Genomic DNA, 24,284 nt, shown 5'->3' with positions numbered 1-24,284 from the left:
TTAACTAAACAACGGAGCCTGGCTGTGCGGGTCTGGCGGGGGAGCCTCGCCGCTCGAGGCGGAACCGGCACGGGGTCCAAGACTGGTGCCAGTGGGTGGCACACCCCGGTGGCGGACCTTATGACCGCACGATTGCTGGGCCGCGGGCGATTCGTTGAACCGCAGCGGTTGTCCCGGCCCGGCCCGGTGGCCGGTACGCCTGGTCTCGGGGGACCTGTCGGCGTGGCCCATGTTGTTGGCGCCATCCCGGAAGTCGTTGTTGTCCACGTGGTGGCGTCGGCACCGGAGCGTGAGGTTGGAGATATCGGTGTCTCCTCCCAGAGCCCAGGCGATGACGTGGTGGACGTCGCAGTCAACCCAGGCCCGATTGCAGTCCGGGTGGGTGCACACCAGCTCGGAGGCGGCCAGGGCAATCTTTTGCCATAGGCTTGCCGTGCGCTTGTTGCGCGCCAACTCGAGCGGGAAGCCGTGGGGGTCGAGGACGCAGAGGAAGTCGTGCTCGGCGAGCCCCATCCGGAGAAGGTCGAGCGGGCTGACCGAGATTCCCGCGGTCGTCGGGAATCGGCTCTCGCCGGTCATATTCTCAAGGTCATCCATGGTGAGGGTGACCAGAAGGCCCGCGGCGCCGCCCGTGGACTGGTCCTTGGAGGACAGGTAACGGCGGCAGATGTAGCGCAGGTGGTCCACGTTGCGCTCCTGGAAGGTGCGCTTGTCCTCCTGGTCCAGCCCGCTTTCCTTCAAAGCGGCGTTGTCTGCGTTGCGTGCGTTCGCCAGAGCGCTCTTGACGAGAGCGGCGGTGGCAGGGTCCAGGTAGCCACGGACGTGCACGCCGCCGTCGGCATCCGGGTTGGATAGGGCTAGCCGGCGCTTCTTGTAGGCGGCATCCTTGTCCTTGGTACCTTCCGGGGTACGGGCGGCCAGGTTGGCGTTCTTAATCTGCTTGCGCAGCCAGTCCCGCAGCGTGTGCAGCGAGGTGTCCTTTGCCTTCTCCAGAGCCTGCTCGCGCAGCTGCTTGTGGCCCGGGGTGGCGTGCCGGTTGAGGTGCTTGAGTTCCGATTCAATCATTGCGAGCACCTTGGCGCTAGTGGTCTGGCCGTCCTCCAGGAGGCGCTTGCGGCGACGCTCCTCCGCTTCCTTTTCCGCCTGTGCCCGGCGCTGCGCTTCCGTGTCGGCAGCCTGCTGGCGGGCGCGCTCCCCATCGCTGACAGCCTGGACATCGTCGGGCAGGGGGGTCGGTTCCCGAGTAGGTGCGGCCTCGTCGAGGGGGCTGAACAGATCACGGCCGGTCTCGAGCCGATCGCGCGCGGTGGCAAAATCCAGGCCGAGGCGCGCTATGAGGTAGTCGATGGCCTTGGATGAGCCGACCTGGCGGCCAGCGTCTTCGCGTTCAGCGAGGAAGGCGAAGGCGCCATCGATGACGGTCTTGTTGTTGAAGGCGTATTCGAAGGCTTCGAAGCCGCGGTGAAGACGTCCAAAGGACAGGTCCTCGGGATTCTTCATCAGGGAGCGTAACCGCTCCATGGAGCCAGAGATTTCTTTGAGTGTTGCTAGGATTTCGTCGTGCTGGTCAGTCATGGCGGTCACCCCCTAAGGAACCGTCGTGTAGAACCTTTATTCGCTTACGCGTTCAAGTGTATCGAAGAAAAAGCCCGTGTCAACAGCAAAAAAGAAAATATGTTCGAATTTGTTAAAGCGCCTGTTCGACAGAGCTGGCTTAGTTTAAGGTGCAACTAAAATATGTAGCCAACCCAGCCAAACACGGCCCACTAAGGCCCAGCCAATCACGACCCAAAGCCCCAGCCGTACAAAGCCCAATCAACCAGCCCCCAGCAGCGCCAACTACTTCGGGAACCGGGGCAACTCCCGCTCTTTCAGCCACTGATTCCAGAGGCCCTCCACGTCCGCAACAGAAACTCCGGAAGCATCCTTAACAGCCCCCGTCAGAGCCTCCCAGAAGTCCTGCGCAACCACGTTTCCGTGCAGGTTATCGGCGAGGTAGGAGCGGACGAGGGGGAAGAAGGTGGCATCGCCAAGCAGGCGCCGCAGGGAGTGGATGAACAGGGCGCCGCGCTTGTAGACGCGGTCGTCGAACATGTCGCGGGTCCCGGGGTCGGCCAGCAGGAGGTCGTGGGGCTTGCGGGAGAGGACCGAGTAGTGGGAGTGGGCGGCATCGTGGGCCGCGGACTGGCCGGCGTGCTCGCCCCAGAGCCACTCGCAGTAGCAAGCGAAACCCTCGTTGAGCCAGATGTCCTGCCAGCGGCTAAGGCCCACCGCGTTGCCGAACCACTGGTGGGAAAGCTCGTGGAAGATGAGCCGTTCGAAGGCGTGGTCGCCGCGCACGTGGTTGGAGCCAAAGATGGAAATGCCCTGCGCCTCCAGCGGGATTTCTAGCTGGTCTTCGGTGACGACCACGCGGTAGTCGGGGAAGGGGTACGGCCCGAAGGTCTCGGACAGGAAATCGAGCATCTCCTGCTGGCGCCCGAATTCCTCAGCCACCTGTCCGCGCAGGTTCGCCGGCGCGTAGGCCACGGCGTTGGGGCCCAGGCGGAACTCGCTGAACTCGCCCACCTGCACCGTCGCCAGGTAGGTAGCCATAGGCTTATCGATGCGGTAGTGCCACAACGTCCGTGACGATCCCGCCGTGGTCTTGCTGACCAGCGTGCCGTTGGCGACGACGGTGAAGGGATTGTCGGCCGTGATGGCAAGGTCGAAGGTGGCCTTCTGACTCGGGTGGTCGTCGCACGGGAACCAGCTCGGCGCCCCGTTGGGCTGGCTGGCGACTAGGGAACCGGACTCGGTCTCCTCCCAACCGATTTCACCCCAGGGGCTGGCGATGGGCCGCGGGTTGCCGCCGTAGCGGATTGCCAGCGTGATTTCTGCTCCCGATGCCACCGGCTCCGCGAACGAAATTCGCAGCTTGCCGCCCGAGGTCTTAAAGCGGGCCACCCTTGGGCCCGCAGGACAGCTGACGCGGCGTACCGCCATCGCGGGGCCCAGGTCGAGCTGCAGGGCGTTCAGGTCTTCCTCGCCTACCTCGATGGTTAACGTGGCCTGCGCAGACAGCAGGTTGGGCTCGACCTTGTAGTCCAGCTCCAGCTGGTAGTGGCGCACCCGAAACCCCAGGTTGTAGTCAACCTTGGTGTACGGGTCCCGGGTGGCGTTAGAGGCAGACCCTGCGCCAACAACAGCGCCAGAGCCCGCAAGAGCACCAGAACCAGCAGGAGAACCAGAAACAGTAGAAAGGGCGGTAGAAGAAAGCATCATGATAGATGCTAATTCTACCGCCCTTGCAGGAAGCCCCAGGAGCCAGTCCGAAAACCGGCCTTACAGCTCGCGTTTAGAACACCGCATTAGTTGTAGAAGGCCTGCCAGAAGGTGGCCCAGGACTTCTCCAGGTCCTCGCGCCAGCCGGTCCAATTGTGGACGCCGGCGTTGCGGAAGTTGTAGGTCGCCGGGATCTTCTGGGAGTCCAGCTTGGCCTTGAGGTTGTGGGTGCAATGGTTGACGCCGGCCTCGATGACGCCGCCCTCGACCTGGTTGACGGCGGAGCCGACGGCGGCCTCAGCCTGGCTAGCGCCCTTGGACTGCAGGTAGCTCGGCATGGCGGTCTCATCAGCCAGGCCGGAACCGGAGGAGATGTAGAGCTTGGCGCCGCGCAGCTTCTCCGAGTTCATCAGGGCGTCGTTGTAGCGGTTATTTGCGGAGCCCTGGCGGCCCCACATCTGCTCCGGCTGGCCGCCGCCCCGGTTGACGGTCAAGCGCAGGAACTCGTATTCCATCGGGTAAGCGGTGGCGGCGCAGCCGGCGAAGGAGCCGACGGCGTCGTAGAAGCCCTGGTTGTGCTGGGCCAGCAGCAGCGAGGAAGTCGCGGACATGGACATGCCGGCGATGGCGCGCTTGTTGTTGGCCTGCAGGCGGGACTCGATGGAGCCCGGCAGCTCCTTGGTCAGGAAGGTCTCCCACTTCTGCGGGCCCTGCAGGTATTTGCCGTTCGGGGTCTGCGCCCAGTCGGTGTAGTAGGAGAAGGCGCCGGCCTGCGGGATGACGACGTTAACCTTCTTGTCGGCGTAGAAGTCGACGGTTTGCGCCTTGGATAGCCAGTCCGCGTCCTGCTCGGCGCTGCCGGCGCCGTTGAGCAGGTAGATGGTGGGGCGGTTGGGCTCGCCCGCCGGGATGACGGCCAGCGGAATCTGGCGGCCGTCCATGGCCGGAGAGCTAGCCTGCAGCTTGAGTACCCGGTCGTCGTCCTTGTACTGCTTGTACCACTTGGAGTTCGCGACGGCGTCGGTGACCTGCAGGTCGCTAACCTCCGAGGCCGGGGCGCCGCCGTTGACGTCGGCCGGGGTCAGGGTGGCTGCGGTGGCCGCCGGGACGGCGGTGGCCGTGGCAGCCAGGGCTGCGGTGGCCAGGAGGGTACTCAGTCGCTTCATGCTAGCGCTCTCTTTCTGGTTATGTTCTTAGTGTTTTAATTCTCGCCGAAGGCCCGCTCGAAGGTCGGCCAGGACTCGCTGATGTCCTTGATCCAGCCCGGCCAGGAGTGGGTACCGGTGTTGCGGAAGTTCCAGTCCGCCGGGATGGACAGGGAGTCCATCTTGGCCTTCAGGTCGTGGGTGCAGGCGTTCATGGCCGCCTCAATGACGCCGCCCTCGATGGTGAGGGTGGAGGACCCTGCCAGGGCGGTCGACAGGTCGGCTCCCTGGTTCATCAGGTGGGAGACAGTGTCTTCCTTGCCCACCAGGCCGGAGTTGGCGGACACGTAGATCTCGTGGCCGCGGAGCTTCTCGGCGTTAGCCAGGCCGTCGTAGCGGCGGTTCTCGGCAGAGCCGCGGGCGCCCCAGATCTGCTCCGGGGTGGCGCCGCCGCGGTTGACGGTCAGGCCGACGAACTGGTGCGGCAGCACCGTCGAGGTGGCGGCGCAGCCCGAGAAGGAACCGACCGCGTCGTAGAGGTCCGGGTGCTGCTGCGCGAGCACCAGCGCGGAGGTCGCGGACATCGACATGCCGGCGATGCCGCGCTTGCCGTTACCGTTGATGGTCTGCTCCAGCGCGCCCGGCAGCTCCTGGGTCAGGAAGGTCTCCCACTTCTGCGGGCCCTTGAGGTACTTGCTGTTGGGATCCTTCTGCCAGTCGAAGTAGTAGGAGAAGGCGCCGGCCTGCGGGATGACCACGTTGATGCCCTTGTCGACGTAGAAGTCGACCATGTCCTGGGTGCCTTCCTTGGTCGGGTCGACATCCTTGCGGTAGGTCTGCTTGATCCACTCCATGTCCTGGTCCGCGCCGCCGGCGCCGTTGAGCAGGTACAAGGTCGGGCGGGCCTGGTCGAAGTTGCCGTCCGGGGTAATGACCGCCAGCGGGATTTCGCGCCCGCCCATGGCCGGCGAGGTGGCGTTGAAGGCCTTGACGTGCTCGCGGTTGAAGGAGCTGGCCTGGGCGTAGGCCATCCACTGCTTACCGCTGGCCATCTTGGACGGGCTGATGACGCGCTTGCCGTCAGCGTTGGTGGACCACGCCGGGGCGGTCTCCTGTGCCAGGTTGATTTCCGTGATGACGGACTCGCCGGCCCCGGCGGTCTCCGCCTCCGCAGTAGCGGCGTCGGACTGCGCGGATTCGGGAGCGTTCTCGTCGCCTAAGATGGCGTCGGCAACCTCCGGGTCGGCGGCCGGTTCTTCCAAGTCGGCAACAGCTTCCGGGGAGTCTGCGGCGACCGGGCTTTCGACGGCCGGCTCGTCCCCCAGGGCCGGGGAGGCACAGAGGCCAAGGGCAAGGGCAGTGGCGGCGGTGGTGCCAACCAGCGGGCGAATAATCTTCATGAGGTTAACGCTTCCTGAGAGAGGGGCCCTTTTTGCAAAGGGTAGAGAGAGTTTCCTGACTGGTTATCGTAGGCGAAAACAAAGTTGTTAGCAGCTGTCCGTTAGCTGAAATTTTTCAGCAAGGTCGAGCCTAAAAAACACCTGTCGCTCACAGTGCGAATATAGCTTAGCAGCCGGACACGTAACAGGTGGTGCGCAAGTGAAAGGTGTGTCATAATCTAGAGGGTTTCCGGCTGCCGATGCCGGCTAGCCGCCCGGAAGTTCCCCTCCAGCGTAACGCGAGCTGGGAATTTTTCGTTAAAACAACCGCACCGCTTAACCGCGTTCGCACTGTCTCTCCACCGTTTAAAGAAGGGTTTTAAAAAATGAACGCTTTCGACACCATCTTGGTTCAGATCAACGAATTCCTGGGCGGACTCGTCCACGCTGGTTCCTCCACCTCGTCCACCATCGCGTTGGCGCTTGGGATGTTCTAAAACGGATGTTCTAAAGACATCCGCTCGGGAGGCAATCTCCCCGGATTCCCCGGGGCAATAACCCCGGACAGGCCCCTGCTACCGCGCTTTGTTTGCCCCTTTGGCAGACAGCGTGGTCAAAGTTACGTATCCTTGGGAACGTGACTAATGAACATTATGACGTTGTAGTACTCGGCGCGGGCCCTGGCGGCTACGTCGCCGCCATCCGCGCAGCCCAGCTCGGCAAAAAGGTAGCCGTGGTGGAGAAGCAGTACTGGGGCGGTATCTGCCTCAATGTCGGCTGCATTCCCTCCAAGGCGCTGCTGAAGAATGCCGAGGTGGCTCACACCTTCAACCATGAGGCCAAGGACTTTGGTATCTCCGGTGAGGTCTCCTTCGATTATGGGGCAGCCCACAAGCGTTCCCGCAAGGTTTCTTCGGGCATCGTCAAGGGCGTGCACTACCTGATGAAGAAGAACAAGATCGCCGAGGTCAACGGTCTGGGTTCCTTTAAGGACGCCAAGACGATTGAGATCACCGAGGGGGACGACAAGGGTAAGACCCTCACCTTCGACGACTGCATCATCGCCACCGGCTCCGTCGTTAAGTCCCTGCCGGGCGTTGAGATTGGGGGCAACATCGTCTCCTTCGAGGAGCAGATCCTCAAGGAAGACGCCCCGGAGTCCATGGTCATCGTGGGCGCCGGCGCCATCGGCATGGAGTTCGCTTACGTTCTGGCCAACTACGGCGTGGACGTGACCATCGTGGAATTCATGGACCGCGTCCTGCCGAACGAGGATAAGGACGCCTCCAAGGAGATCGCCAAGCAGTACAAGAAGCTGGGCGTGAACCTGAAGACCGGCTACAAGACCACCTCTATCAAGGACAACGGCGACGACGTGACCGTCGAGATCGAGTCCAAGGACGGCGAGAAGACCGAGACCCTGACCGTCGACCGCTGCATGGTCTCCATCGGCTTCGCCCCGCGCACCGAGGGCTACGGCCTGGAAAATACCGGTGTCGAGCTCACCGACCGCGGCGCCATCGCCATCGATGATCGCATGCGCACCAACGTCGACGGCATCTACGCCATCGGCGACGTCACCGCCAAGCTGCAGCTGGCCCACGTGGCCGAGGCGCAGGGCGTGGTGGCTGCCGAGACCATCGCCGGCGCCGAGACCCAGGAGCTGGGCGACTACCAGATGATGCCGCGCGCGACCTTCTGCAACCCGCAAGTTGCTTCCTTCGGCTACACCGAGGAGGCCGCGAAGGAGAAGTTCCCGGACCGCGAGATTAAGGTCGCCAGCTTCCCGTTCTCCGCGAACGGCAAGGCGGCGGGCCTGAACGAGACCGCCGGCTTCGTCAAGCTGGTTGCCGACGCCGAGTTCGGCGAGCTGCTGGGCGGCCACATGGTCGGCGCTAACGTCTCGGAGCTCCTGCCGGAGCTGACCCTGGCGCAGCGCTTCGACCTGACCACCGAGGAGATCGGTCGCAACATCCATACGCACCCGACCCTGTCGGAGGCTATGAAGGAGGCTGCCGAGGGCATCGGCGGCCACATGATCAACCTCTAAGATTGTCAGCCTCTAAGGAGCCTTCCTAAGGAGCCTGTCCGGATTCCCTGCCCCACCCGTTGGGGTAGGGAATTTTTGCGTTTTACAGACCGAGCGGTTCACACTTTGTTAGTCTGTACTAGACCGCTTAGTTCACGGGAGTGCCCAGGCAGGGCGCGCCGAATAACGCAAAGGACAACCGCATGAAGCTTCGCCGCATTATCGCTACCGCCACCGCCGTGGCCCTCGCCAGCACCGGGCTGGCGGCCTGCTCTAGCTCCGACGGGGAGGGCAAGGACCAGAAGATCGTCGTCGGCACCACCGATGCCGCGAAGAAGGCTTGGACCGCCTTCGAGGAGGTGGCCGAGGACAACGGCTTCAACATCGAGGTCGAGAACTTCGAGGATTATGCCACCCCGAACGTCGCGCTGGCGCAGAGCCAGAACGACATCAACAACTTCCAGACGCTGCGCTTCCTGGCGGAGTACAACGTGGGCAACACCGAGGATCTCGTGCCGATCGTCTCCACGGAGATCGTGCCGCTCGCGTTGTTCTGGAAGGACCACGACTCACTGGACGGCATCGATGGCGAGACGGTGGCCATCCCGAACGATCCGTCCAACCAGGGCCGCGCGCTCAACGTGCTAGCTTCCGCGGGCCTGGTCGAGCTGACCGTCGAGGGTAGCCTCTCGCCGACGCCGGCCGACGTCGACGAAGCCAAGTCCAAGGTCAAGGTCACTACCGTCGATGCTGCCCAGACCACCTCCGCCTGGGGCGAGGGCACCCCGGCTGTCATCAACAACTCCTTCCTGGAGCGCGCCGGCATCGACCCGACCACCGCCGTGGCCCAGGACGATCCGGCTTCCGGCGAGGCCGCGCCGTACATCAACGCCTTCGTCGTGCGCGCCGAGGACAAGGACAACGAGGTCTACCGCGAGCTCGCGCAGCTCTGGCACGACCCGAAGGTCCAGGCGGCCGTCGACGAGGATTCCCAGGGCACCTCGGTCCAGGTCCAGCGCTCCCCGGAGGAGATGGACGAGGTCCTGCAGCGCGTCATGGACGAACTCGAGGCGGAATAGGCGCGGACACCACGCGCCGGGATCAAGCGCCGACAAGCAGCGCCGAAGCCCCTAGTACGGCGCCACCGCCGAGCGGTGCGTGTCGATGTCCAGCGCCTCGTGGATGGGCGGGAACGCGCGCTGGGCGCAGTTGCTGCGGGGGCAGATGCGGCAGCCGGCGCCAATGGGGGTGGCGCTGGACATGGCGGACAAGTCGAGGCCGGCGGCGTATACAGTGCGGTCGGCGTGCCGCGCCTCGCAGCCGAGCCCGATGGCGAACATCTTGTTGGTATCACCGTAGCGGCCCTGCAGGTACTGGACCGTACGCGCCACCCATAGGTAGTTGCGGCCGTCCGGCATCTGCGCCAGCTGCCGGGAGATAGTGCCGGGCCGAGAGAAAGTCTCGTAGATATTCCACAGCGGGCAGGTTCCCCCGGAATTGGAAAAGTGCACGCCGGTGGCGGATTGGCGCTTGGACATGTTGCCCGCGCGGTCCACGCGCACGAAAGTAAAAGGAATGCCGCGCTGGTTGTCGCGCTGCAGGGTGGACAGCCGGGAGGCGACTGTCTCGTAGCCCACACCAAAGGACTGGCACAAAAACTCCACGTCGTAGCCAGACTTCTCTGCCTCCGAGTGGATTAAGCCGTAGGGCAGCACGGTCGCGGCCGCGAAATAGCTAGCGATGCCGCGCAGCGCCAACCGACGCGAGGCCTGGGACGTAAATGGCTCCTCGTCGGCGGCATCCGTGATGAGATCGCCGGCCTCCAGAAACCCTAGCTCCGTGGCCATGCGGAAGGCGCGCTGACCCTCGGACAGCCGGCTGGCCAGCAGCAGGGTGCCGGCCTCCCGGTCGAGCCGGTGCAGAGTGCCGTCGAGCTGACCGACGGTCTTGATCTCCAGGTTATGCTTCGAGCGCAGCCGGTCCGCCAAGGCCCGCTCGGTGTCGCGGATGTGGAAGGGTTCGACGCCCACTTCCCCGGCCAGTTCCTCGGCGTGGTGGTCGAGGCCGTCCAGGTAGTTCTGCCGGGCGTAGAAGAAGTCGCGGACCTCGTCGTGGGGCATCGATAGCGCCTGCGCCGAGTCTGTGACGCGGCGCGAGTCCGTGGCCAGGGACAGCTTGTCGCGGACGTTGCGGTAGCGCCGGTGCATGTCCACCAGCGTGCGCGCGACGGTGGGGTGGTTGTAGACCAGCTCGGACAGCTCCTGTAGCTCCACGGGGGAGGGGCAGAGCTCCTTGTCCTGGATGACGTCCTGGATTTCGGCGAGCAGCCGGGAGTCGTCGTCGCGGGAGAAGAACGTGGCGTCCACGCCGAAGACTTCGGTGATCCGCAGCAGGACCGGCACGGTGAGGGGACGCACGTCGTGCTCGATCTGGTTCACGTAGCTGGCCGACAGGCCCAGCGTAGACGCCAGGGAGGCCTGGCTGAGGTCTCTTTCGCGTCGCAGCTGCCGCAGCCGGGAGCCCACGTAAGTCTTCGTCATGACGGATAGGTTACCTGCCTAATGCCCCTATAACAGTGTTTTAGCAAATTTTGTGTGAAGGTTCTTAGCGGTGGTGTGAAAGTCGTGCTTAGGGGATAAAAGGTACGAACGTCCGGTTTTGGAAAACGTCCGATCTGGGGGCAACACCTGCGAAAGTATGACACCAATTGGGGTAAGTCATTCACCATTTACTCGCCGGGTGATCAACCTCACAAATGGCGAAATAATTACACAACACGCATGTTTTCTAATTGCGAGTTGCCAAGGTGGCGCCACGTTTCCTAAAACCCAGATTTGGGCACCCTTACCTAAAGCTAGGGAACTTCGCGGTGAGCGAAACTTGCCCGCGGCGCTTAAGGCCAGCTCGTAACTAGGAGAAAGGCCCATATCCTGCGTAAAGTCTAGGTTGACTATGGAGGTGTCATGACTTTGAAGAAACCTGACCGTGAGGCAATCGCTCACGGTCGTATCAGTGAAGAACCGATTCGCCAGACCCCCGGCGTCCCGTCGTGGGTTCTCAAGCTCATCATGGCGGTCAGCGGTCTCTTGTTCGCCCTGTTCGTCGTCGGCCACATGGCCGGCAACCTGAAGCTGTACTTGCCGGCACATGACGGCGAGGAAGCCTTGGACGTCTACGGCGAGTTCCTGCGTTCCCTGGGTGAGCCGCTGCTGCCGCACGGCTCCGCCCTGTGGATCATCCGCATCGTGCTCATTGTCGCCCTCATCGGGCACATCTACGGTGCAATCGCGCTGCACTCCCGCTCCAAGGCTTCGCGTGGCAGTTTCCGCCGTTCCAACCTGATGGGCGGCCTGGACTCTTTCGCGACCAAGTCCATGCTGGTCACCGGCATCGTGCTGCTGCTGTTCCTCATCTTCCACCTGTTGGACCTGACCATGGGCGTGGCCCCGGCCGCTCCGGACGCCTTCGTCCACGGCGCCGTCAAGGCCAACATGATTGCTACCTTCAGCCGCTGGCCGGTGACCATTTTCTACGTGCTGGCCATGTGCTGCTTGTTCCTGCACCTGACCCACGGCATCAAGCTGGCTGCGTCTGACCTGGGTATCACCGGCTACAAGTGGCGTCAGACCTTCCTGGTGTTGGCCTACCTGATTCCGGCCATCGTCTGCATTGGCAACATCGTTATGCCCCTGTCCGTCGCCTTTGGCTTCGTCAGTTAGTAACTAGGACTGATAGGAATATTTGAACCCATGACTAATACCGAACTGAAGCGAGAGCACCCGGACTTCTCGCACCCAGAGTCCATCGTCGAGGGTGTGCGCCCCGGCAAGATCCTGGAGTCGAATGAGCCCCACGGCGTCCCGATGAAGGATATGTGGAGCTACCAGAAGGACCACATGCAGCTGGTCTCCCCGCTGAACCGCCGCAAATTCGAGGTCCTCGTGGTCGGCACCGGCCTGTCCGCCGGCGCCGCCGCTGCCGCCCTGGGCGAGCTCGGCTACAACGTGAAGGTCTTCACCTACCACGACTCCCCGCGCCGCGCGCACTCCATCGCGGCCCAGGGCGGCGTGAACTCTTCGCGCTCCAAGAAGGTCGACAACGACTCGGCCTACCGCCACACCAAGGACACCGTGAAGGGTGGCGACTACCGCTGCCGCGAGTCCGATTGCTGGCGCCTGGCCTCCGAGTCCGGCCGCGTCATCGACCACATGAACGCCATCGGCGCCCCGTTCGCCCGTGAGTACGGCGGCACCCTGGCCACCCGTTCCTTCGGCGGCGTGCAGGTTTCCCGCACCTACTACACCCGTGGCCAAACGGGCCAGCAGCTGCAGCTGTCGACCACCTCGGCGCTGTACCGCCAGATCGGCCTGGGGAATGTGGAGCTGTTCTCCCACCACGATCTGCAGGACATCATCACCTACGATGACAATGGCACCAAGCGCGCCGGCGGCATCGTCACCCGTAACCTGATTACCGGCGAGCTGAAGGCCTTCACCGGCCACGCCGTCATCCTGGGTACCGGTGGCTACGGCAACGTCTTCCACATGTCCACCCTGGCGAAGAACTCGAACGCCGGCGCCATGATGCGCGCTTACGAGCAGGGCGCCTACCTGGCCTCCCCGTCGTTCATCCAGTTTCACCCGACGGGCCTGCCGGTCAACTCCGAATGGCAGTCGAAGACCATCCTGATGTCCGAGTCGCTGCGTAACGACGGCCGCATCTGGTCCCCCAAGACCGAAGGCGATGACCGCGACCCGAACTCCATCCCGGAGGAGGAGCGCGACTACTTCTTGGAGCGCCGCTACCCGGCCTTCGGCAACTTGGTCCCGCGTGACGTCGCTTCCCGCGCCATCTCCCAGCAGATCAACGCCGGCCTCGGCGTGGGCCCGCTGAAGAACTCGGTCTACCTGGACTTCCGCGACGCCATCGAACGCCTCGGTAAGGACAAGATCCGCGAGCGCTACTCGAACCTGATCGAGATGTACAAGGAAGCCATCGGCGAGGACGCCTACGAGACCCCGATGCGCATCGCCCCGACCTGCCACTTCACCATGGGTGGCCTGTGGAGCGACTTCAACGAGATGACCTCCATCGACGGCCTGTTCGCCGCCGGTGAGTGCTCCTGGACCTACCACGGTGCTAACCGCCTGGGTGCGAACTCGCTGCTGTCGGCTTCCGTGGATGGCTGGTTCACCCTGCCGTTCACCATCCCGAACTACCTGGCCGACCACCTCGGTGAGGACAAGCTGGCCGAGGATTCCGAGGCCGCGCAGCGCGCCCTGCAGCGCGCTCAGGGCCGCATCGACCGCCTGATGAACGTCCGCGGCAACGACCCGCACGGCCCGGCCTATTACCACCGCAAGCTGGGCGAGCTCCTCTACTGGGGCTGCGGCGTGTCCCGCAACGTCGAGGATCTGAAGACCACCATCGGCAAGATCCGCGAGCTGCGCGCGGAGTTCTGGGCCAACGTCCGGATCCCGGGTTCCGCCGAGGACATGAACCAGGTGCTTGAGTACGGCGCCCGCGTGGCCGACTACCTGGACCTGGGTGAGCTGATGTGCATCGACGCCCTGGACCGCGACGAGTCCTGTGGTGCGCACTTCCGCGACGATCACCTGTCCGAGGACGGCGAGGCCGAGCGCGACGATGAGCGTTGGTGCTTCGTCTCCGCTTGGGAGGCTGGCGAGGGTGAGCACGAGTTCATCCGCCACGCCGAGCCCCTGTACTTTGATTCGATCCCGCTGATGACAAGGAACTACAAGTAATGAAACTGACACTTGAGATCTGGCGTCAGGCCGGACCGACCCAAGAAGGCAAGTTTGAGACGGTCCAGGTCGACGACGCCGCAGAGCAGATGTCCATCTTGGAGCTGCTCGACCACGTCAATGACGGAATGATTGAGCGCGGTGAGGAACCTTACGCGTTCGCTTCCGACTGCCGCGAGGGCATCTGCGGTACTTGTGGTCTGACTGTTAACGGCCGCCCGCACGGCCCGGGCCAGAACACCCCGGCCTGCCAGCAGCGCCTGTTCCAGTTCAACGACGGCGACACCCTGAAGATCGAGCCCTTCCGCTCCGCGGCCTACCCGGTCATCAAGGACATGGTGGTCGACCGCAGCGCCCTTGATCACGTGATGGAGCAGGGCGGCTACGTCTCCATGGACGCCGGCACCGCCCCGGATGCCGACACCATGCACATCAACCACGAGACCGCCGAGTACTCGCTGGACCACGCGGCCTGCATCGGCTGCGGTGCCTGCGTGGCGGCGTGCCCGAACGGCGCAGCCCACCTGTTCACCGGCGCCAAGCTGGTGCACCTGTCGCTGATGCCGCTGGGCAAGGAAGAGCGCGGTCGTCGCGCCCGCAACATGGTCGACGACCTGGAGCAGAACTTCGGCCACTGCTCGCTGTACGGCGAGTGCGCCGACGTCTGTCCGGCCGGGGTTCCGCTGACCGCGGTCTCCGCGGTCACCCGCGAACGTGCCCGTGCTGCTTTCCGCGGCAAGGACGACTAGACTATAGTCAGTAGAGAAACACCAGTAACAACCGATTCCGGCAGAAAGTTCATCCCTATGAGCACTCATTCCCAGGCAATCGCGGATCACGCGAGCGAGACCTACCCGGAGTTTTCCGGCAAGATCCAGGACAACTACATCGAAGGCTACGAGCCCATGTCGTTCGCCGCGCCGCACTCTTCGCTGCTGCGCACCTCCACCTGGGTGGGCATGGGCCTCATCATGGGCATCCTGCCGGCCATCGGCATCATCACCTGGGGCCTTGGCATTTACCTGTTCCCGAACGGCACCGCCTCCGAAGCGCACGTGGACACCACCATCATCATCGGTGTGGTCCTGACCGTCATCATCTCCATCGCGGCCATCGTCTCCGTGAAGTTCGGGCGCCGCTACTACCACCAGTACCGCAAGGAAACTGGTCGTGTAAACTAGGCTAAATCCCAAGAACGCAAGCCGTACCCGCTGCTGGTGGGTGCGGTTTTTTCTTGCCTTGCCGGGCTTGACTCTCCGGACTTGACGATGCCGCCCTGCCCCAAGCCCATCACCTCGACGCCGGTGGCAGCCAGGCCAGGACACCGCCGTGCTAGGCCGGCGCCGGGGCCGGCCCCGAAATGAGGCAGAATGGTTGAGAGGATCGACACAGCGCATAACGAGCGGCAGTTAAGGAGTATTCACGTTGGGCAAGCACAGCACTGCTGCGAACTACGAGGGGGTTAGCCATGAGGGCGTTAGCAACGCCGGGGCTAGCCGCCCTGTGCCGGGGCCGGCGCCGGAGGTGGAGCAGGAGCGGCGTCGCACGCTGCGGAACCACAAGATTTTTGTCACTGCGCTGCTGGGCCTGGCGGCGGTCATCTTCTTCGCGTGCTCCTGGTGGCAGAGCCAGCCGGGCGGGGCCCCGGTGTGGGTCGGCTACGTGCGCGCAGCCGCGGAGGCCGGCATGGTCGGTGGCCTGGCGGACTGGTTCGCCGTCACGGCTCTTTTCCGTCACCCAATGGGCATTCCCATCCCGCACACGGCGCTCATCCCGCGCAAGAAGGACCAAGTGGGCGAGGCTCTGTCGGAGTTCGTCGGGGAGAACTTCCTCAACGCCGAGCTGATCACGGACAAGGTCTCCCAGGCGCAGCTGCCGGACAAGCTGGGCCGCTGGCTGTCTCAGGAGGACAACGCCGCGAAGGTCTCTCGGGAGGCGGGCAAGCTGACGGCCAACGTCATCCGCGCGCTGGACCCAAAGGACGCCGAGGCACTCATCCAGTCCCAGATCCTGGACCGGCTGGCCGAGCCCGAGTGGGGCCCGCCGGCCGGGCGCCTGCTGGAGGGCCTTATCGCCGACGGTAAGGTTGAGCCCGTCGTCGACGAGCTCATTGACTACGCCCACGCCAAGGTCGGTCAGATGGAAGATCCCGTCGTGCGGCTTATCGACGAGCGGATGCCGCAGTGGGCGCCGCGTGTTGCGCGCTCGCTGGTGGGCGAGAAGGTCTACCGGGAGCTGGTTCAGTTCGCCGACGAGGTCAAGGCGGACAAGAACCACCCGGCCCGCCAGTCCATCCGTCGCAACCTGGACAAGTTCGCCGACGATCTGCAAAACGACCCGGGCATCATCCGCCGCGTGGAGGAGCTCAAGGTGGACCTGATGGGCTCGGAGCGCATGCAGCGCGCCCCGCAGGCCATCTGGCGCCAGTCGGCGGCCGCCATCATCGCGCAGGCCGAAGACCCAGACTCGATGTTGCGCGAGAAGATCCGGGACCTGTGTCTGCAGTGGGGCACCAATATCTGCGAGGATCCGCAGCTGCGCGCCAGCCTGGACCGCCGCATCAACGGCACCGCGGCCTTCTTGGCGGACAACTACTCCGGCGAGGTCACCTCGATCATCTCGGAGACCATCGAGCGCTGGGACGCGGAGGAGGCTTCCGAGAAGATCGAGCTCATGGTGGGCAAGGATCTGCAGTTCATCCGCCTGAACGGTACCATCGTCGGTGCGCTGGCCGGCTTAGTCATCTACACTGTTAATCACCTCATATTTGGCGTTTAGGGACGGCGTTCTAGGATTTTCCTCTGGGACTTTCCTCTGGGACGTTCCACCAGGACCCTCTCCCCGGCGCCGAATCCGCCTGCACGACCAGTTTTCACAATCTCATACCGGCACGACCTAAGACCCCGAAAAGACAATTATCTGAGGAGAAAAACCATGGCCGAGCACACCCAGCAGCCGAACAACGGAAACATCGGAGACAACGACAAGTCGATTACGGATTCCCTGAAGGAATCTTGGGGCCCAATCAAGGAGGCCGGCGCCTCCGCACTGGGCGTGGCGAAGGACTTCACGGACCGCTTCCGCGAGGACCGCACCACCCACGCCGCCGACAAGCCGGAGGTCGGCGAGGACGCCTCCCTGGTGGACAAGGCGAAGGCCGCCGCGAAGGACTACGGCGGATCCCTGCGCCGCGCGGTGGAGGGCACCAAGGACTCCGAGTCCTTCAACGCCGCCAAGGACAACTTCGGCCAGGCCTACAACGCCACCAAGGACGGCGTGAACGAGGCCGTCAACACCGCGCAGGAACGCCGCCGCGCCAATGGGGCCACCGCCGAGACGGAAAGCAACGGCAAGCGCGCCAAGGGCGCGGATTCGGTGGCGGATCCGACGCAAGATATCATCGATGGAGAGGTAATCTCCACTGAGGACAATCAAGAGAAGTAGGTTTAACAGCTAGTGTTCTTTCTCGATAATCCCGTTATTTTCGTACTGACCGCGATCGAGACGGTGCTGTTCTGGGGCGTGGCCATCGCCGCCATCGTGGGCGCCGTGATGGCCGCCAACACCCGGGAAGACGCGTTCACGGCCGGGGACCGCCAGTCCAAGATGACGTGGGTTGCGATCATGGCAGGCTCGGCCCTGGCACTGCTGCTGAACCTGCCCTTCCTGAAGTGGATCGCGGCGGTCTGCGTGGGCGTCTACTGGTTCGACGTGCGCCCGCAGCTGCGCGCCCTCATCAACGGCGACTACCGCTACTAGGCCAGGCGCCGCTATGTCGCTCAACGATGCCGAGTGGCTCGCCCAGCGCGTCTTCCACGACCTGACCAGCGCGTCCCGGCCGCAGGTGGAGCGCACCCTGCAGGAATTCTCCGGCCCCGTGCTGCTGAGCCCGCACCACCTGCCGCAGGCCGCAGCCGGCCACGTGGCCGCCGTCGCGGGCTTTCCCACCGGCCGCCACCACAGTCTGGTCAAGGCCACGGAGGCCCGCCTGGCGGTCCAGAACGGCGCCGCCGAAATCTGGCTGGCTGTTGATGCCACCTTGAACGACCCCAACTCCCTGCTCACCGATCTGGTCACGGTCCGTGAGGCCTGCCCCGACCCGGTCGTGCTGGGCGTCATCCTGCCGGCTGCCGATGCCGCCCCGGCCGGCCCGGCCCTCGTACTAGGTATGGCCGAGAAGGCCGGCTACCAGCGCGCCATCACCCGCGGCGCGCAAACGCCGGGGGCGGAAGCGACCCGCCTCGAGCAGGTCTACTGGGCGGATGCCGCCTTGGATACCGCGCAGCAGGTGGACGCGCTGGCCGCCGGCTGCGTGGCCATCGCCACGCCTTAGGCCACGGCGTTTGGCCACGGCCTAAGGCGCTTTGAGGTTTAGGCCGGCTGCGAGTCCTGCTCGTTGGCGGCCCCGCCGGCGGCGTTCTGCGCCTCGGAGAGGTTGACGTTGTCCCCGGCGACGGTAATTTTCAGCGTGCCGTCCTGGACCTGCACGTCCTCGATGGTCAGCGCGTTCCCGGCCATTTGCTCGGACAGGCCGTCGGACAGCGACTGGGTGATCTGCTCCGTGACCTCCGCGGGCAGCTCCATGCCGAAGAGGGTGGACTTGGTGGCCTCAATCTTAAGGTTGCCGTCGGCGGCGTGCGGAGAAAGCGACAGGGTGGCCAGCCCGCCGCCTAGCTGCACCTCGAGGACGTTTTCGGCGTCCTGGGAGGTGATGTCGGTGACCACGATATCGCCCAGCATGTCCAGGCCGGATTGCTCGCGCAGGCTGTCCTGGAAGGTCTTGAGCAGGAAATCGTCGGGCAGGGTGGTGGTGGCCACCAGGTGCCCGGCGGTCTCGGAGTTCATCTCCAAGTCGGTGACCTCGAGCTGCGCGGCGGGCTGGCCCTTGATACCCGCGTCCGAGATATCCAGTGTGGAGGGCACGTCCATGTTGATCTGCCCGATAGTGCCGCTGAGCACGCCGATGACCAGCGGGCTGGCGCCGAAGTTCACGGAAGGATCTTCCTGCATGACGACGCCGTCGGACTCGGCGTTCTCGCGCAGCTGCGTCTTCATTTTGTCGCCGACGAACCAGCGCAGGCCGAACTCGGCCAAGAGGACGAGGACGAGGAGGGCGACGAGCACCCCGACGATAATCTTCCAGGCCGTCGATGCGGCAGATTTGTTTTGAGCCATGCTCACCAGTTTCGCCCATAACGGTGGGCTTCGGCAACGCGGGGTGGCAAATTCGGCCTAGGGGGCGACGAATTCCCAGTCAACGGTCAGTTGGTTGTCGCGCAGGCGGCGGCGTGCGGGCGCGACGGGTAGGCCGGCATCGCGAAGCAGGGCCTGGGCCATCCGCCAGCGCACGCGCGGGCCGTGCGGCGCCCAGCCGGCGCAGTGATCCCAGGCGCGGTCCGCGGCCGACAGTAGTTCGTAGATGCCCTCGCCCGGCACGTTGCGGTGGATGAGTGCCTTCGGCAGGCGCTCGGCGAGTTGGGAAGGGCGCTCCACGTCGAAGGGATCCCACGCCAGGGTCAGCGTCTGCGGGCCGGCAGCGTCCAGCAGGATCCAGGTGGCGCGGCGGCCCAGCTCGTCGCAGGTGCCCTCCACGAAGACCCCGCCCGGGGCCAGCCGCGCGCAGACCGTCTCCCAGGCCTGCGGAACTTGGTCGACGTCGTACTGGCGCAGCACGTTGAAGGCGCGCACCAGGTGCGGGCGGTAGCCGGCCAGCTCGAAGCCGCCGAGTTCGAATTCCACGCCGTCGCGCGGCGGCAGTACCCGCTCCGGGTTGACCTCCAGCCCCGTGACCCGCGTGTGCGGATTGACCCGGCGCAGCCAGCGCGCCCATTCCACGGTGGTGGTGTGGGAGGCGCCGTAGCCGACGTCGATGGCGTGCGGGACCGGGTGGCTGCGCAGCAGCGAGGCGATGTCCGGGTGGGCGTGCATCCACCTGTCGCAGCGCCGCAACCGGTTGACCGCGGTAGTGCCGCGGGTGATGACGCCAAAAGGCCGACCCGCGCTGGGGTTAGCCTTCAGGTTATGCGCGTGGTCGGCCATTTAAGGAGTGGGTGTCTTAGAGGTTGTCGGTGATCCACTTGTCGGTCAGGGCGCCCTCGTTGTTGAAGAGCTCCTCGAGAGCCTCGCCCACCTTGGGCTCGATGGCGGCGCCCATCATCGGGATGTTGACGGAGATCTCGTTGGTGTAGGCCAGGGTGGTGGTCTCTCCCTCGCCGGTCAGCTTGATCTCGCCCTTGAAGTCCACCGGGGTGCCCTTGACGTCGGCGGTGTAGTTGGCATCGGCCGCGTTGCCGTCCAGGACGGAGGTGGTGAACACGCGCTTGACCTTCAGGTCCTGGGAAACCATGGCGCGCACGGCCTCCGGCAGGAGGGTGGTCGGCAGGATCTCGTACAGGATCGCGGTGTCGTCGGTGAAGTCGTGTACCTGGCCCGGATCCGGCGACAGGTTGGCTACCACGTACTCCCAGTAAGCCTCGGTACGCAGAGCTTCGTGCACCTTCTCGATGGGCTGATTGATAGTCACGGTGTTTTCGCTACGAGTTGACATGGTATACAGACTACCGTGGATAACGTGCCTGAAGAATTATTGACCCAGCAGCTGAATGACATTGACGGGGTGGAGCTCGATCCACAGGTGACGTTCGCGGACCTAACCACCTTGCGCATCGGCGGCTCCCCGCGGGCCTGCGTGCGCGCCGCGACACCCGAGGCGGCCGCCCAAGCCATCGCTGCTATCGATGACTCCCGCGCGCCCCGGGTCAGGGTGGGCGGGGGCTCCACCGGGGGCGCCCCCGACGGCCAGCTCGACCACGTCGCCGTGCTGCTCGACTTCGACGCCGTGGCCATCGATACCGAGTCCGGCATCGTCCGCGCCCAAGCCGGCGCCAACTGGGACGCCGTGGTGGCTGCCACCGTCGAGGCGGGCCTGGGCGGCATCGAGTGCTTGTCCGGCATCCCGGGTAACGCGGGGGCTGTGCCCGTGCAGAACGTCGGCGCCTACGGGGCGGAGATTTCCGACGTGCTCACCCAAGTCAAGCTCTACCACCGTGAGAGCGGACAGACCGAGTGGGTGGCGGCTGCCGACCTGGAACTGGCCTACCGCTACTCCAACCTGAAGTTCACCGGCCGCGCCGTCGTGCTGGAAATCGAGTTGCGGCTGACCACCGACGGGCTCTCCCGGCCCCTGCGCTTCGGCCAGCTCACCAACACCCCGGGCGAGCAGCGCCCCGTCGCCGACGTGCGCGATCAGGTCCTCAGCCTGCGCCGCGGCAAGGGCATGGTCTTAGACGCCAGCGACCACGACACCTGGTCCGCCGGCTCCTTTTTCACCAACCCCATCGTGCCCAGCGCCGTCGCCGATTCCATCCAGGCCGCCACCGGAGAAGACTCCATGCCGCGCCATGTCGTTTCTGCGGTTTCTGCCGGTTCTGCTCACCCTGTCGTTTCTGGTGGAGACAGCGAAAGCGGCACCCAGGAGAAACTGAGTGCCGCGTGGCTCATCCAGCGCGCCGGCTTCGATAAGGGCTACCCCGGCCACGGGGCCGCCACCCTGTCCACCAAGCACACGCTGGCGCTGACCAACCGGGGTGGGGCCAGCGCGGACGACATCGTTCGGCTAGCCCGCGACATCCGCGCCGGGGTCCAGGAGGCCTTCGGCGTGGAGCTGGTGCCCGAGCCGGTCTGGCTGGGCGTGAGTATCTAGCTACTTGTCCTCTAGCTAGTTGCCCTCGGCCATGACCTGGTCCCACTCGTCCTTTTTGTCCAGGAAGGCGCGGGCGGCTTCCTGCGCGCCCTCGAGGGAGTGGTTAGCGCCCCAGCCGCACTGGACCTCGTTGGCGGCGGGGACTTCGGTGGCGTTCAGGATGTCGTTCAGCCCGCCCTCGAGCGCGCGCAGCAGCTCCTCGCGGCCCATGCCGTTGGTGATGGCGTAAAAGCCGGTTAGGCAGCCCATCGGGGCAAAGCCGATGAGCTTGTCGGTGTAATTGCGCATGAACTGGGCCATCATGTGCTCGATGGAGTGCATGGCCTTCGGGTCTAGGTGCTCCTTGTTGGGCTGGCAGAAGCGCAGGTCATACTTGATGACCTCCTTGCCATCGTCCAGATCCGTCTTGCCGGCCACGCGCACGTACGGCGCGGCCACTAGGCGGTGGTCCAGCTCGAAGGATTCGACGTTCGACGGGGTCTTTTCGGAAGCATTGTTCTTCTCAGTCATACCTCCCAGTCTAACGACACCCCGCCGGGGAGGGTGTCTATTTCTTGCGCACCCAGCGGGTGCTTTAAGGTCTATAGCTGTGAGTAAGCGCGAACCGGTGGACGCTGTACCCGTGGAGACCGTTGTCCCCACGGACGGCTCCGACCTCCTGCGCGTGGCCGGCCACTCGGAGGACGCCGATCCCTTAGCGCGCAGCAACCGGCTGCGCAAGGACAGCTGGGCGCTGGTCGTGCGGCGCACCTGGCGCGACTTCTTCCACGATGGCTTCTTGGACCGCGCCGCCGCGATGACCTACTTCACCCTCATGGCCTTTGCCCCGACGGTGCTGGCGGCCTATTCCATCGCCACGCTGCTTTTCGCCAGCCGCAAAGAGGAAGTCCTGCGGGTGACCGCCGATTTCATCGACCAGTACCTGCCGCAGACCTTCGAGGACCAAGCCAATTCCATCGTCGGCTCCATCATCGGCTCGACGGCCGAAGGCACCCTGGCGCTGGTGATCTCGGTGCTCATCTCCCTGTTTTCTGCCTCCGCCTACGTGCGGGCCTTTTCGCGGACCGCGAACCTGGTCTACGGCCGGATGGAGGGCCGAAGCTTAATCCGCACCTGGTCGCTGATGTGGGGGCTGACGCTGGTGCTGGTCATCGGCGCGGTCATCGTGCTTTTTGCCAACCTGCTGCGCGATACGATCGTCACCGGCGCCATCCAGCCCGTCGCGGAGCAGCTCGGGCTACAGGAGGCCGCCGATTTCCTCATCAGCATCTTCCTACCGGTGTGGAACTGGCTGCGTTTGCCCATCACGCTGCTAGTCGTTTTGGCCCTGGTGGCGGTGCTCTACCACTTCGCGCCCAACGTGCGCCCCAAGCGCTTCCGCTGGCTAACCCTGGGCTCCATCGTCGCCGTCGGGGTCAACGGTCTGGTTTGGTTCGCCTTCAGCCTGTTCGTGCAGTACGTGGCCAGCATGAGCGCTTACGGCGCCATCAGTACCGTCATGGCCTTGTTCGCCGCGATCTGGATCATGAACACGGTGCTCATCGTGGGCATCAAGATCGACGCCGAGATCCTCCGCGCCAAGGAACTGCAGCTGGGCCTGCACTCGGAGCAGCACATCCAGGCGGCCCCGCGTGACGACGCCGCCGCCCGCGCCCAACTCGCTGCCCAGGAAGACCTCTGGGCCCGCTCCGAAGGCATCCGCGATGCCGCCGAGGCCGACAGCCCCGAAGCCCCGGACGAGTCCTAGGGGGCGTTGGCCATGCGCGATGAATTCACGACACGATTCGGCGATTCGTCGCTGTCTGCCAAACTACAGAGTGCGTTGAGCGGCGTGGACTGCCGCGGGGCCTGTGCCGCGGTGCTGAGCCCTGAGCTTCCGGGCGGGCAGTCAACCGCCGGCCAGGGATTTTCTCCCGAGCGTACTTTCCACATCGGCTCCGTTGGCAAAGCATTAAACGGGCTCATCTTCTCCGCGATGGTTGCTGAGGGGGCAGTCTGCCGCTCAGCGTCCTTGTCAGACTTCTTGCCTTTGGCTGGGGCGCCCGCTGGGGACGTCACTCTGGAAGCGCTGGTCAATCACACATCTGGGCTGCCCAGCGTGGGCGGTGGCCGGGTGGCCGCCCTGCGGTCCCTGTGGCGGTTGATCCGGAAGAAGGATCCGCAGCCCGAGGGCTTCAGCGATCTGATGGCTCAGCTGCGGCGGGCTCGCCTCGGGACGCCAGAGTTCCGTTACTCGAACCTGGGCGGCGCCGCGCTCGGGCACGTGTTGGCTGCTGCCGACGGCGTTTCCTACCCGCAGCTGATTTCACAGCGCATTGCGCAACCGTTGGGGTGTCCGACCCTCGCAGTTCTAGACCCGGGCGCGGCGGAACGTGAGGCCGATGTCCCAGGCCTGAGCGTGTACAACACCGCGCAAGAGCCCTGGTCAGGGGAGGGATACGCCCCGGCGGGTGGGATTCGCGCATCCGCGCAGGATATGGTCATCGTGCTCGAGGCCGTTCTCGATGGCCGGCTACCAGGGCAGGGGCCGGGGCCATCGCAGCGGTACTCCACGGGCATGGAGGACCCCAACGGCGGCGAGCATCTTGTCTCGGATGGGTGGTTTATCCAGGAGGCAGCCGGTAATACTGGCGAGCTGGCGTGGCATAACGGCGCTGCCAACGGATTCGTGTCGGCGGTCGTCCTCGACCGCGCGGTACGACGCGGCGTGTTCGTCTCGCTGCGCGACGGGACGATGGACAGCGACCCACTGCCGGTGGCGCTGTCCCTGCTGCGGGAGGTGTAAGGCTCAGGTTGCCGCCTTGGGGTCGGGGATGGGGCCCGGGTTTTGGGGCTAGGCGCGGGCCGTCTCAAGTCATCCCGGCCTGCAGGAGAGTTCCGGGCAAGTTTGGGGATGGGAGTCTGCCCGGGAAGGCAAAACTTGTCGGGAATTCGCATTGCGGTCGCTGGGTAGGCGCGGGCGCGTGCGGGGTGCTGCTGCCGGGGTCCGTTGCAGGTCGC

22 protein-coding genes are annotated in these 24,284 nt (G+C 64.7%); 13 read left to right on the top strand and 9 right to left on the bottom strand.

The annotated features are described in order from the left end of the window. The 4 genes from QQS52_RS06535 to QQS52_RS06520 form a co-directional block, all read right to left on the bottom strand. Window positions 1-1,575 (bottom strand): HNH endonuclease signature motif containing protein, encoded by a 1,575-nt coding sequence (locus QQS52_RS06535; protein ID WP_472773112.1) that lies wholly within the window; start codon window positions 1,573-1,575, stop codon window positions 1-3. Between the two features lie 264 nt (window positions 1,576-1,839). Further along, the gene (locus tag QQS52_RS06530; RefSeq protein WP_472773111.1) at window positions 1,840-3,264 is read right to left on the bottom strand and encodes a M1 family metallopeptidase; all 1,425 of its coding nucleotides are present in this window, start codon (window positions 3,262-3,264) and stop codon (window positions 1,840-1,842) included. 86 nt (window positions 3,265-3,350) lie between these two features. Further along, a complete protein-coding gene (locus QQS52_RS06525; RefSeq protein WP_472773110.1) occupies window positions 3,351-4,430 on the bottom strand; it encodes an alpha/beta hydrolase in 1,080 nt (359 codons plus the stop codon). 35 nt (window positions 4,431-4,465) lie between these two features. Further along, window positions 4,466-5,809, bottom strand: a complete 1,344-nt coding sequence (locus QQS52_RS06520) for an alpha/beta hydrolase (protein WP_472773109.1) — start codon at window positions 5,807-5,809, stop codon at window positions 4,466-4,468. A gap of 616 nt (window positions 5,810-6,425) precedes the next feature. Here QQS52_RS06520 and lpdA point away from each other — a divergent pair. After that, window positions 6,426-7,838: a dihydrolipoyl dehydrogenase gene (lpdA, locus tag QQS52_RS06515; protein ID WP_472773108.1), complete on the top strand. Its 1,413-nt coding sequence runs from the start codon at window positions 6,426-6,428 to the stop codon at window positions 7,836-7,838. A gap of 182 nt (window positions 7,839-8,020) precedes the next feature. Beyond that, window positions 8,021-8,896, top strand: a complete 876-nt coding sequence (locus QQS52_RS06510) for a MetQ/NlpA family ABC transporter substrate-binding protein (protein ID WP_472773107.1) — start codon at window positions 8,021-8,023, stop codon at window positions 8,894-8,896. 51 nt (window positions 8,897-8,947) lie between these two features. On the opposite strand, the gene ramB is transcribed toward QQS52_RS06510, so the two are convergent. Beyond that, on the bottom strand, window positions 8,948-10,357 hold the full coding sequence (gene ramB, locus QQS52_RS06505; RefSeq protein ID WP_472773106.1) for an acetate metabolism transcriptional regulator RamB: 1,410 nt from the start codon (window positions 10,355-10,357) through the stop codon (window positions 8,948-8,950). Between the two features lie 423 nt (window positions 10,358-10,780). On the opposite strand from ramB, the gene QQS52_RS06500 reads away from it, so the two are divergent. The 8 genes from QQS52_RS06500 (at window position 10,781) to QQS52_RS06465 (ending at window position 17,915) form a co-directional block, all read left to right on the top strand. After that, window positions 10,781-11,536, top strand: a complete 756-nt coding sequence (locus QQS52_RS06500) for a succinate dehydrogenase cytochrome b subunit (protein ID WP_070768888.1) — start codon at window positions 10,781-10,783, stop codon at window positions 11,534-11,536. Between the two features lie 30 nt (window positions 11,537-11,566). Beyond that, a complete protein-coding gene (locus QQS52_RS06495; RefSeq protein ID WP_472773105.1) occupies window positions 11,567-13,582 on the top strand; it encodes a fumarate reductase/succinate dehydrogenase flavoprotein subunit in 2,016 nt (671 codons plus the stop codon). Continuing rightward, window positions 13,582-14,331 (top strand): succinate dehydrogenase/fumarate reductase iron-sulfur subunit, encoded by a 750-nt coding sequence (locus tag QQS52_RS06490; RefSeq protein WP_070768890.1) that lies wholly within the window; start codon window positions 13,582-13,584, stop codon window positions 14,329-14,331. The genes QQS52_RS06495 and QQS52_RS06490 overlap by 1 nt, the downstream gene beginning before the upstream one ends. Before the next feature lie 57 nt (window positions 14,332-14,388). Beyond that, entirely contained in the window at window positions 14,389-14,763 is a 375-nt protein-coding gene (locus QQS52_RS06485) for a hypothetical protein (RefSeq protein ID WP_472773104.1), read from the top strand. 322 nt (window positions 14,764-15,085) lie between these two features. After that, window positions 15,086-16,360: a DUF445 domain-containing protein gene (locus QQS52_RS06480; RefSeq protein WP_472773181.1), complete on the top strand. Its 1,275-nt coding sequence runs from the start codon at window positions 15,086-15,088 to the stop codon at window positions 16,358-16,360. Between the two features lie 156 nt (window positions 16,361-16,516). Beyond that, entirely contained in the window at window positions 16,517-17,026 is a 510-nt protein-coding gene (locus tag QQS52_RS06475) for a CGLAU_01105 family protein (protein WP_472773103.1), read from the top strand. A 36-nt stretch (window positions 17,027-17,062) separates the two neighbouring features. Next, the gene (locus QQS52_RS06470; protein ID WP_409338398.1) at window positions 17,063-17,341 is read left to right on the top strand and encodes a DUF2516 family protein; all 279 of its coding nucleotides are present in this window, start codon (window positions 17,063-17,065) and stop codon (window positions 17,339-17,341) included. A 13-nt stretch (window positions 17,342-17,354) separates the two neighbouring features. Then, entirely contained in the window at window positions 17,355-17,915 is a 561-nt protein-coding gene (locus QQS52_RS06465; RefSeq protein ID WP_472773102.1) for a hypothetical protein, read from the top strand. Window positions 17,916-17,953: 38 nt separating this feature from the next. On the opposite strand, the gene QQS52_RS06460 is transcribed toward QQS52_RS06465, so the two are convergent. Genes QQS52_RS06460 through QQS52_RS06450 form a run of 3 tightly spaced genes read right to left on the bottom strand, consistent with a single transcriptional unit; the run spans window position 17,954 to window position 20,129 of the window. Further along, the gene (locus QQS52_RS06460; RefSeq protein ID WP_472773101.1) at window positions 17,954-18,757 is read right to left on the bottom strand and encodes an LmeA family phospholipid-binding protein; all 804 of its coding nucleotides are present in this window, start codon (window positions 18,755-18,757) and stop codon (window positions 17,954-17,956) included. A gap of 57 nt (window positions 18,758-18,814) precedes the next feature. Further along, window positions 18,815-19,621 carry a class I SAM-dependent methyltransferase gene (locus tag QQS52_RS06455; protein WP_472773100.1) on the bottom strand — a complete coding sequence of 269 codons (807 nt, stop codon included), beginning with the start codon at window positions 19,619-19,621 and terminating at the stop codon, window positions 18,815-18,817. 16 nt (window positions 19,622-19,637) lie between these two features. Next, window positions 19,638-20,129: a DUF2505 domain-containing protein gene (locus QQS52_RS06450; RefSeq protein ID WP_472773099.1), complete on the bottom strand. Its 492-nt coding sequence runs from the start codon at window positions 20,127-20,129 to the stop codon at window positions 19,638-19,640. A gap of 24 nt (window positions 20,130-20,153) precedes the next feature. On the opposite strand from QQS52_RS06450, the gene QQS52_RS06445 reads away from it, so the two are divergent. Next, window positions 20,154-21,284, top strand: coding sequence for a UDP-N-acetylmuramate dehydrogenase (locus QQS52_RS06445; RefSeq protein WP_472773180.1), 1,131 nt, complete (start codon window positions 20,154-20,156; stop codon window positions 21,282-21,284). A 15-nt stretch (window positions 21,285-21,299) separates the two neighbouring features. On the opposite strand, the gene QQS52_RS06440 is transcribed toward QQS52_RS06445, so the two are convergent. Next, window positions 21,300-21,794, bottom strand: coding sequence for an S-ribosylhomocysteine lyase (locus tag QQS52_RS06440; protein WP_472773098.1), 495 nt, complete (start codon window positions 21,792-21,794; stop codon window positions 21,300-21,302). Between the two features lie 79 nt (window positions 21,795-21,873). On the opposite strand from QQS52_RS06440, the gene QQS52_RS06435 reads away from it, so the two are divergent. Together QQS52_RS06435 and QQS52_RS06430 are read left to right on the top strand one after the other, a co-directional pair. Then, window positions 21,874-23,031: a YihY/virulence factor BrkB family protein gene (locus tag QQS52_RS06435; protein ID WP_472773097.1), complete on the top strand. Its 1,158-nt coding sequence runs from the start codon at window positions 21,874-21,876 to the stop codon at window positions 23,029-23,031. 12 nt (window positions 23,032-23,043) lie between these two features. After that, on the top strand, window positions 23,044-24,069 hold the full coding sequence (locus QQS52_RS06430; RefSeq protein WP_472773096.1) for a serine hydrolase domain-containing protein: 1,026 nt from the start codon (window positions 23,044-23,046) through the stop codon (window positions 24,067-24,069). Window positions 24,070-24,284: the final 215 nt, after the last annotated feature.

The organism is Corynebacterium sp. 1103A, assembly GCF_055700955.1.
The sequence above is the reverse complement of the archived record's forward strand: the minus strand, read 5'-3'. Positions and strand labels throughout refer to the sequence as shown.

What these genes read in the sequence shown, in the direction of transcription:
- QQS52_RS06495 (WP_472773105.1), top strand. Translation starts at nt 11,567, where the DNA reads ATGACTAATACCGAACTGAAGCGAGAGCACCCGGACTTCTCGCACCCA.
- QQS52_RS06500 (WP_070768888.1), top strand. Translation starts at nt 10,781, where the DNA reads ATGACTTTGAAGAAACCTGACCGTGAGGCAATCGCTCACGGTCGTATC.
- QQS52_RS06450 (WP_472773099.1), bottom strand. Translation starts at nt 20,129, where the DNA reads ATGTCAACTCGTAGCGAAAACACCGTGACTATCAATCAGCCCATCGAG.
- QQS52_RS06525 (WP_472773110.1), bottom strand. Translation starts at nt 4,430, where the DNA reads ATGAAGCGACTGAGTACCCTCCTGGCCACCGCAGCCCTGGCTGCCACG.
- QQS52_RS06430 (WP_472773096.1), top strand. Translation starts at nt 23,044, where the DNA reads ATGCGCGATGAATTCACGACACGATTCGGCGATTCGTCGCTGTCTGCC.
- QQS52_RS06460 (WP_472773101.1), bottom strand. Translation starts at nt 18,757, where the DNA reads ATGGCTCAAAACAAATCTGCCGCATCGACGGCCTGGAAGATTATCGTC.
- QQS52_RS06510 (WP_472773107.1), top strand. Translation starts at nt 8,021, where the DNA reads ATGAAGCTTCGCCGCATTATCGCTACCGCCACCGCCGTGGCCCTCGCC.
- QQS52_RS06475 (WP_472773103.1), top strand. Translation starts at nt 16,517, where the DNA reads ATGGCCGAGCACACCCAGCAGCCGAACAACGGAAACATCGGAGACAAC.
- QQS52_RS06530 (WP_472773111.1), bottom strand. Translation starts at nt 3,264, where the DNA reads ATGATGCTTTCTTCTACCGCCCTTTCTACTGTTTCTGGTTCTCCTGCT.
- QQS52_RS06455 (WP_472773100.1), bottom strand. Translation starts at nt 19,621, where the DNA reads ATGGCCGACCACGCGCATAACCTGAAGGCTAACCCCAGCGCGGGTCGG.
- QQS52_RS06520 (WP_472773109.1), bottom strand. Translation starts at nt 5,809, where the DNA reads ATGAAGATTATTCGCCCGCTGGTTGGCACCACCGCCGCCACTGCCCTT.
- QQS52_RS06535 (WP_472773112.1), bottom strand. Translation starts at nt 1,575, where the DNA reads ATGACTGACCAGCACGACGAAATCCTAGCAACACTCAAAGAAATCTCT.
- QQS52_RS06465 (WP_472773102.1), top strand. Translation starts at nt 17,355, where the DNA reads ATGTCGCTCAACGATGCCGAGTGGCTCGCCCAGCGCGTCTTCCACGAC.
- QQS52_RS06440 (WP_472773098.1), bottom strand. Translation starts at nt 21,794, where the DNA reads ATGACTGAGAAGAACAATGCTTCCGAAAAGACCCCGTCGAACGTCGAA.
- QQS52_RS06490 (WP_070768890.1), top strand. Translation starts at nt 13,582, where the DNA reads ATGAAACTGACACTTGAGATCTGGCGTCAGGCCGGACCGACCCAAGAA.
- QQS52_RS06485 (WP_472773104.1), top strand. Translation starts at nt 14,389, where the DNA reads ATGAGCACTCATTCCCAGGCAATCGCGGATCACGCGAGCGAGACCTAC.
- ramB (WP_472773106.1), bottom strand. Translation starts at nt 10,357, where the DNA reads ATGACGAAGACTTACGTGGGCTCCCGGCTGCGGCAGCTGCGACGCGAA.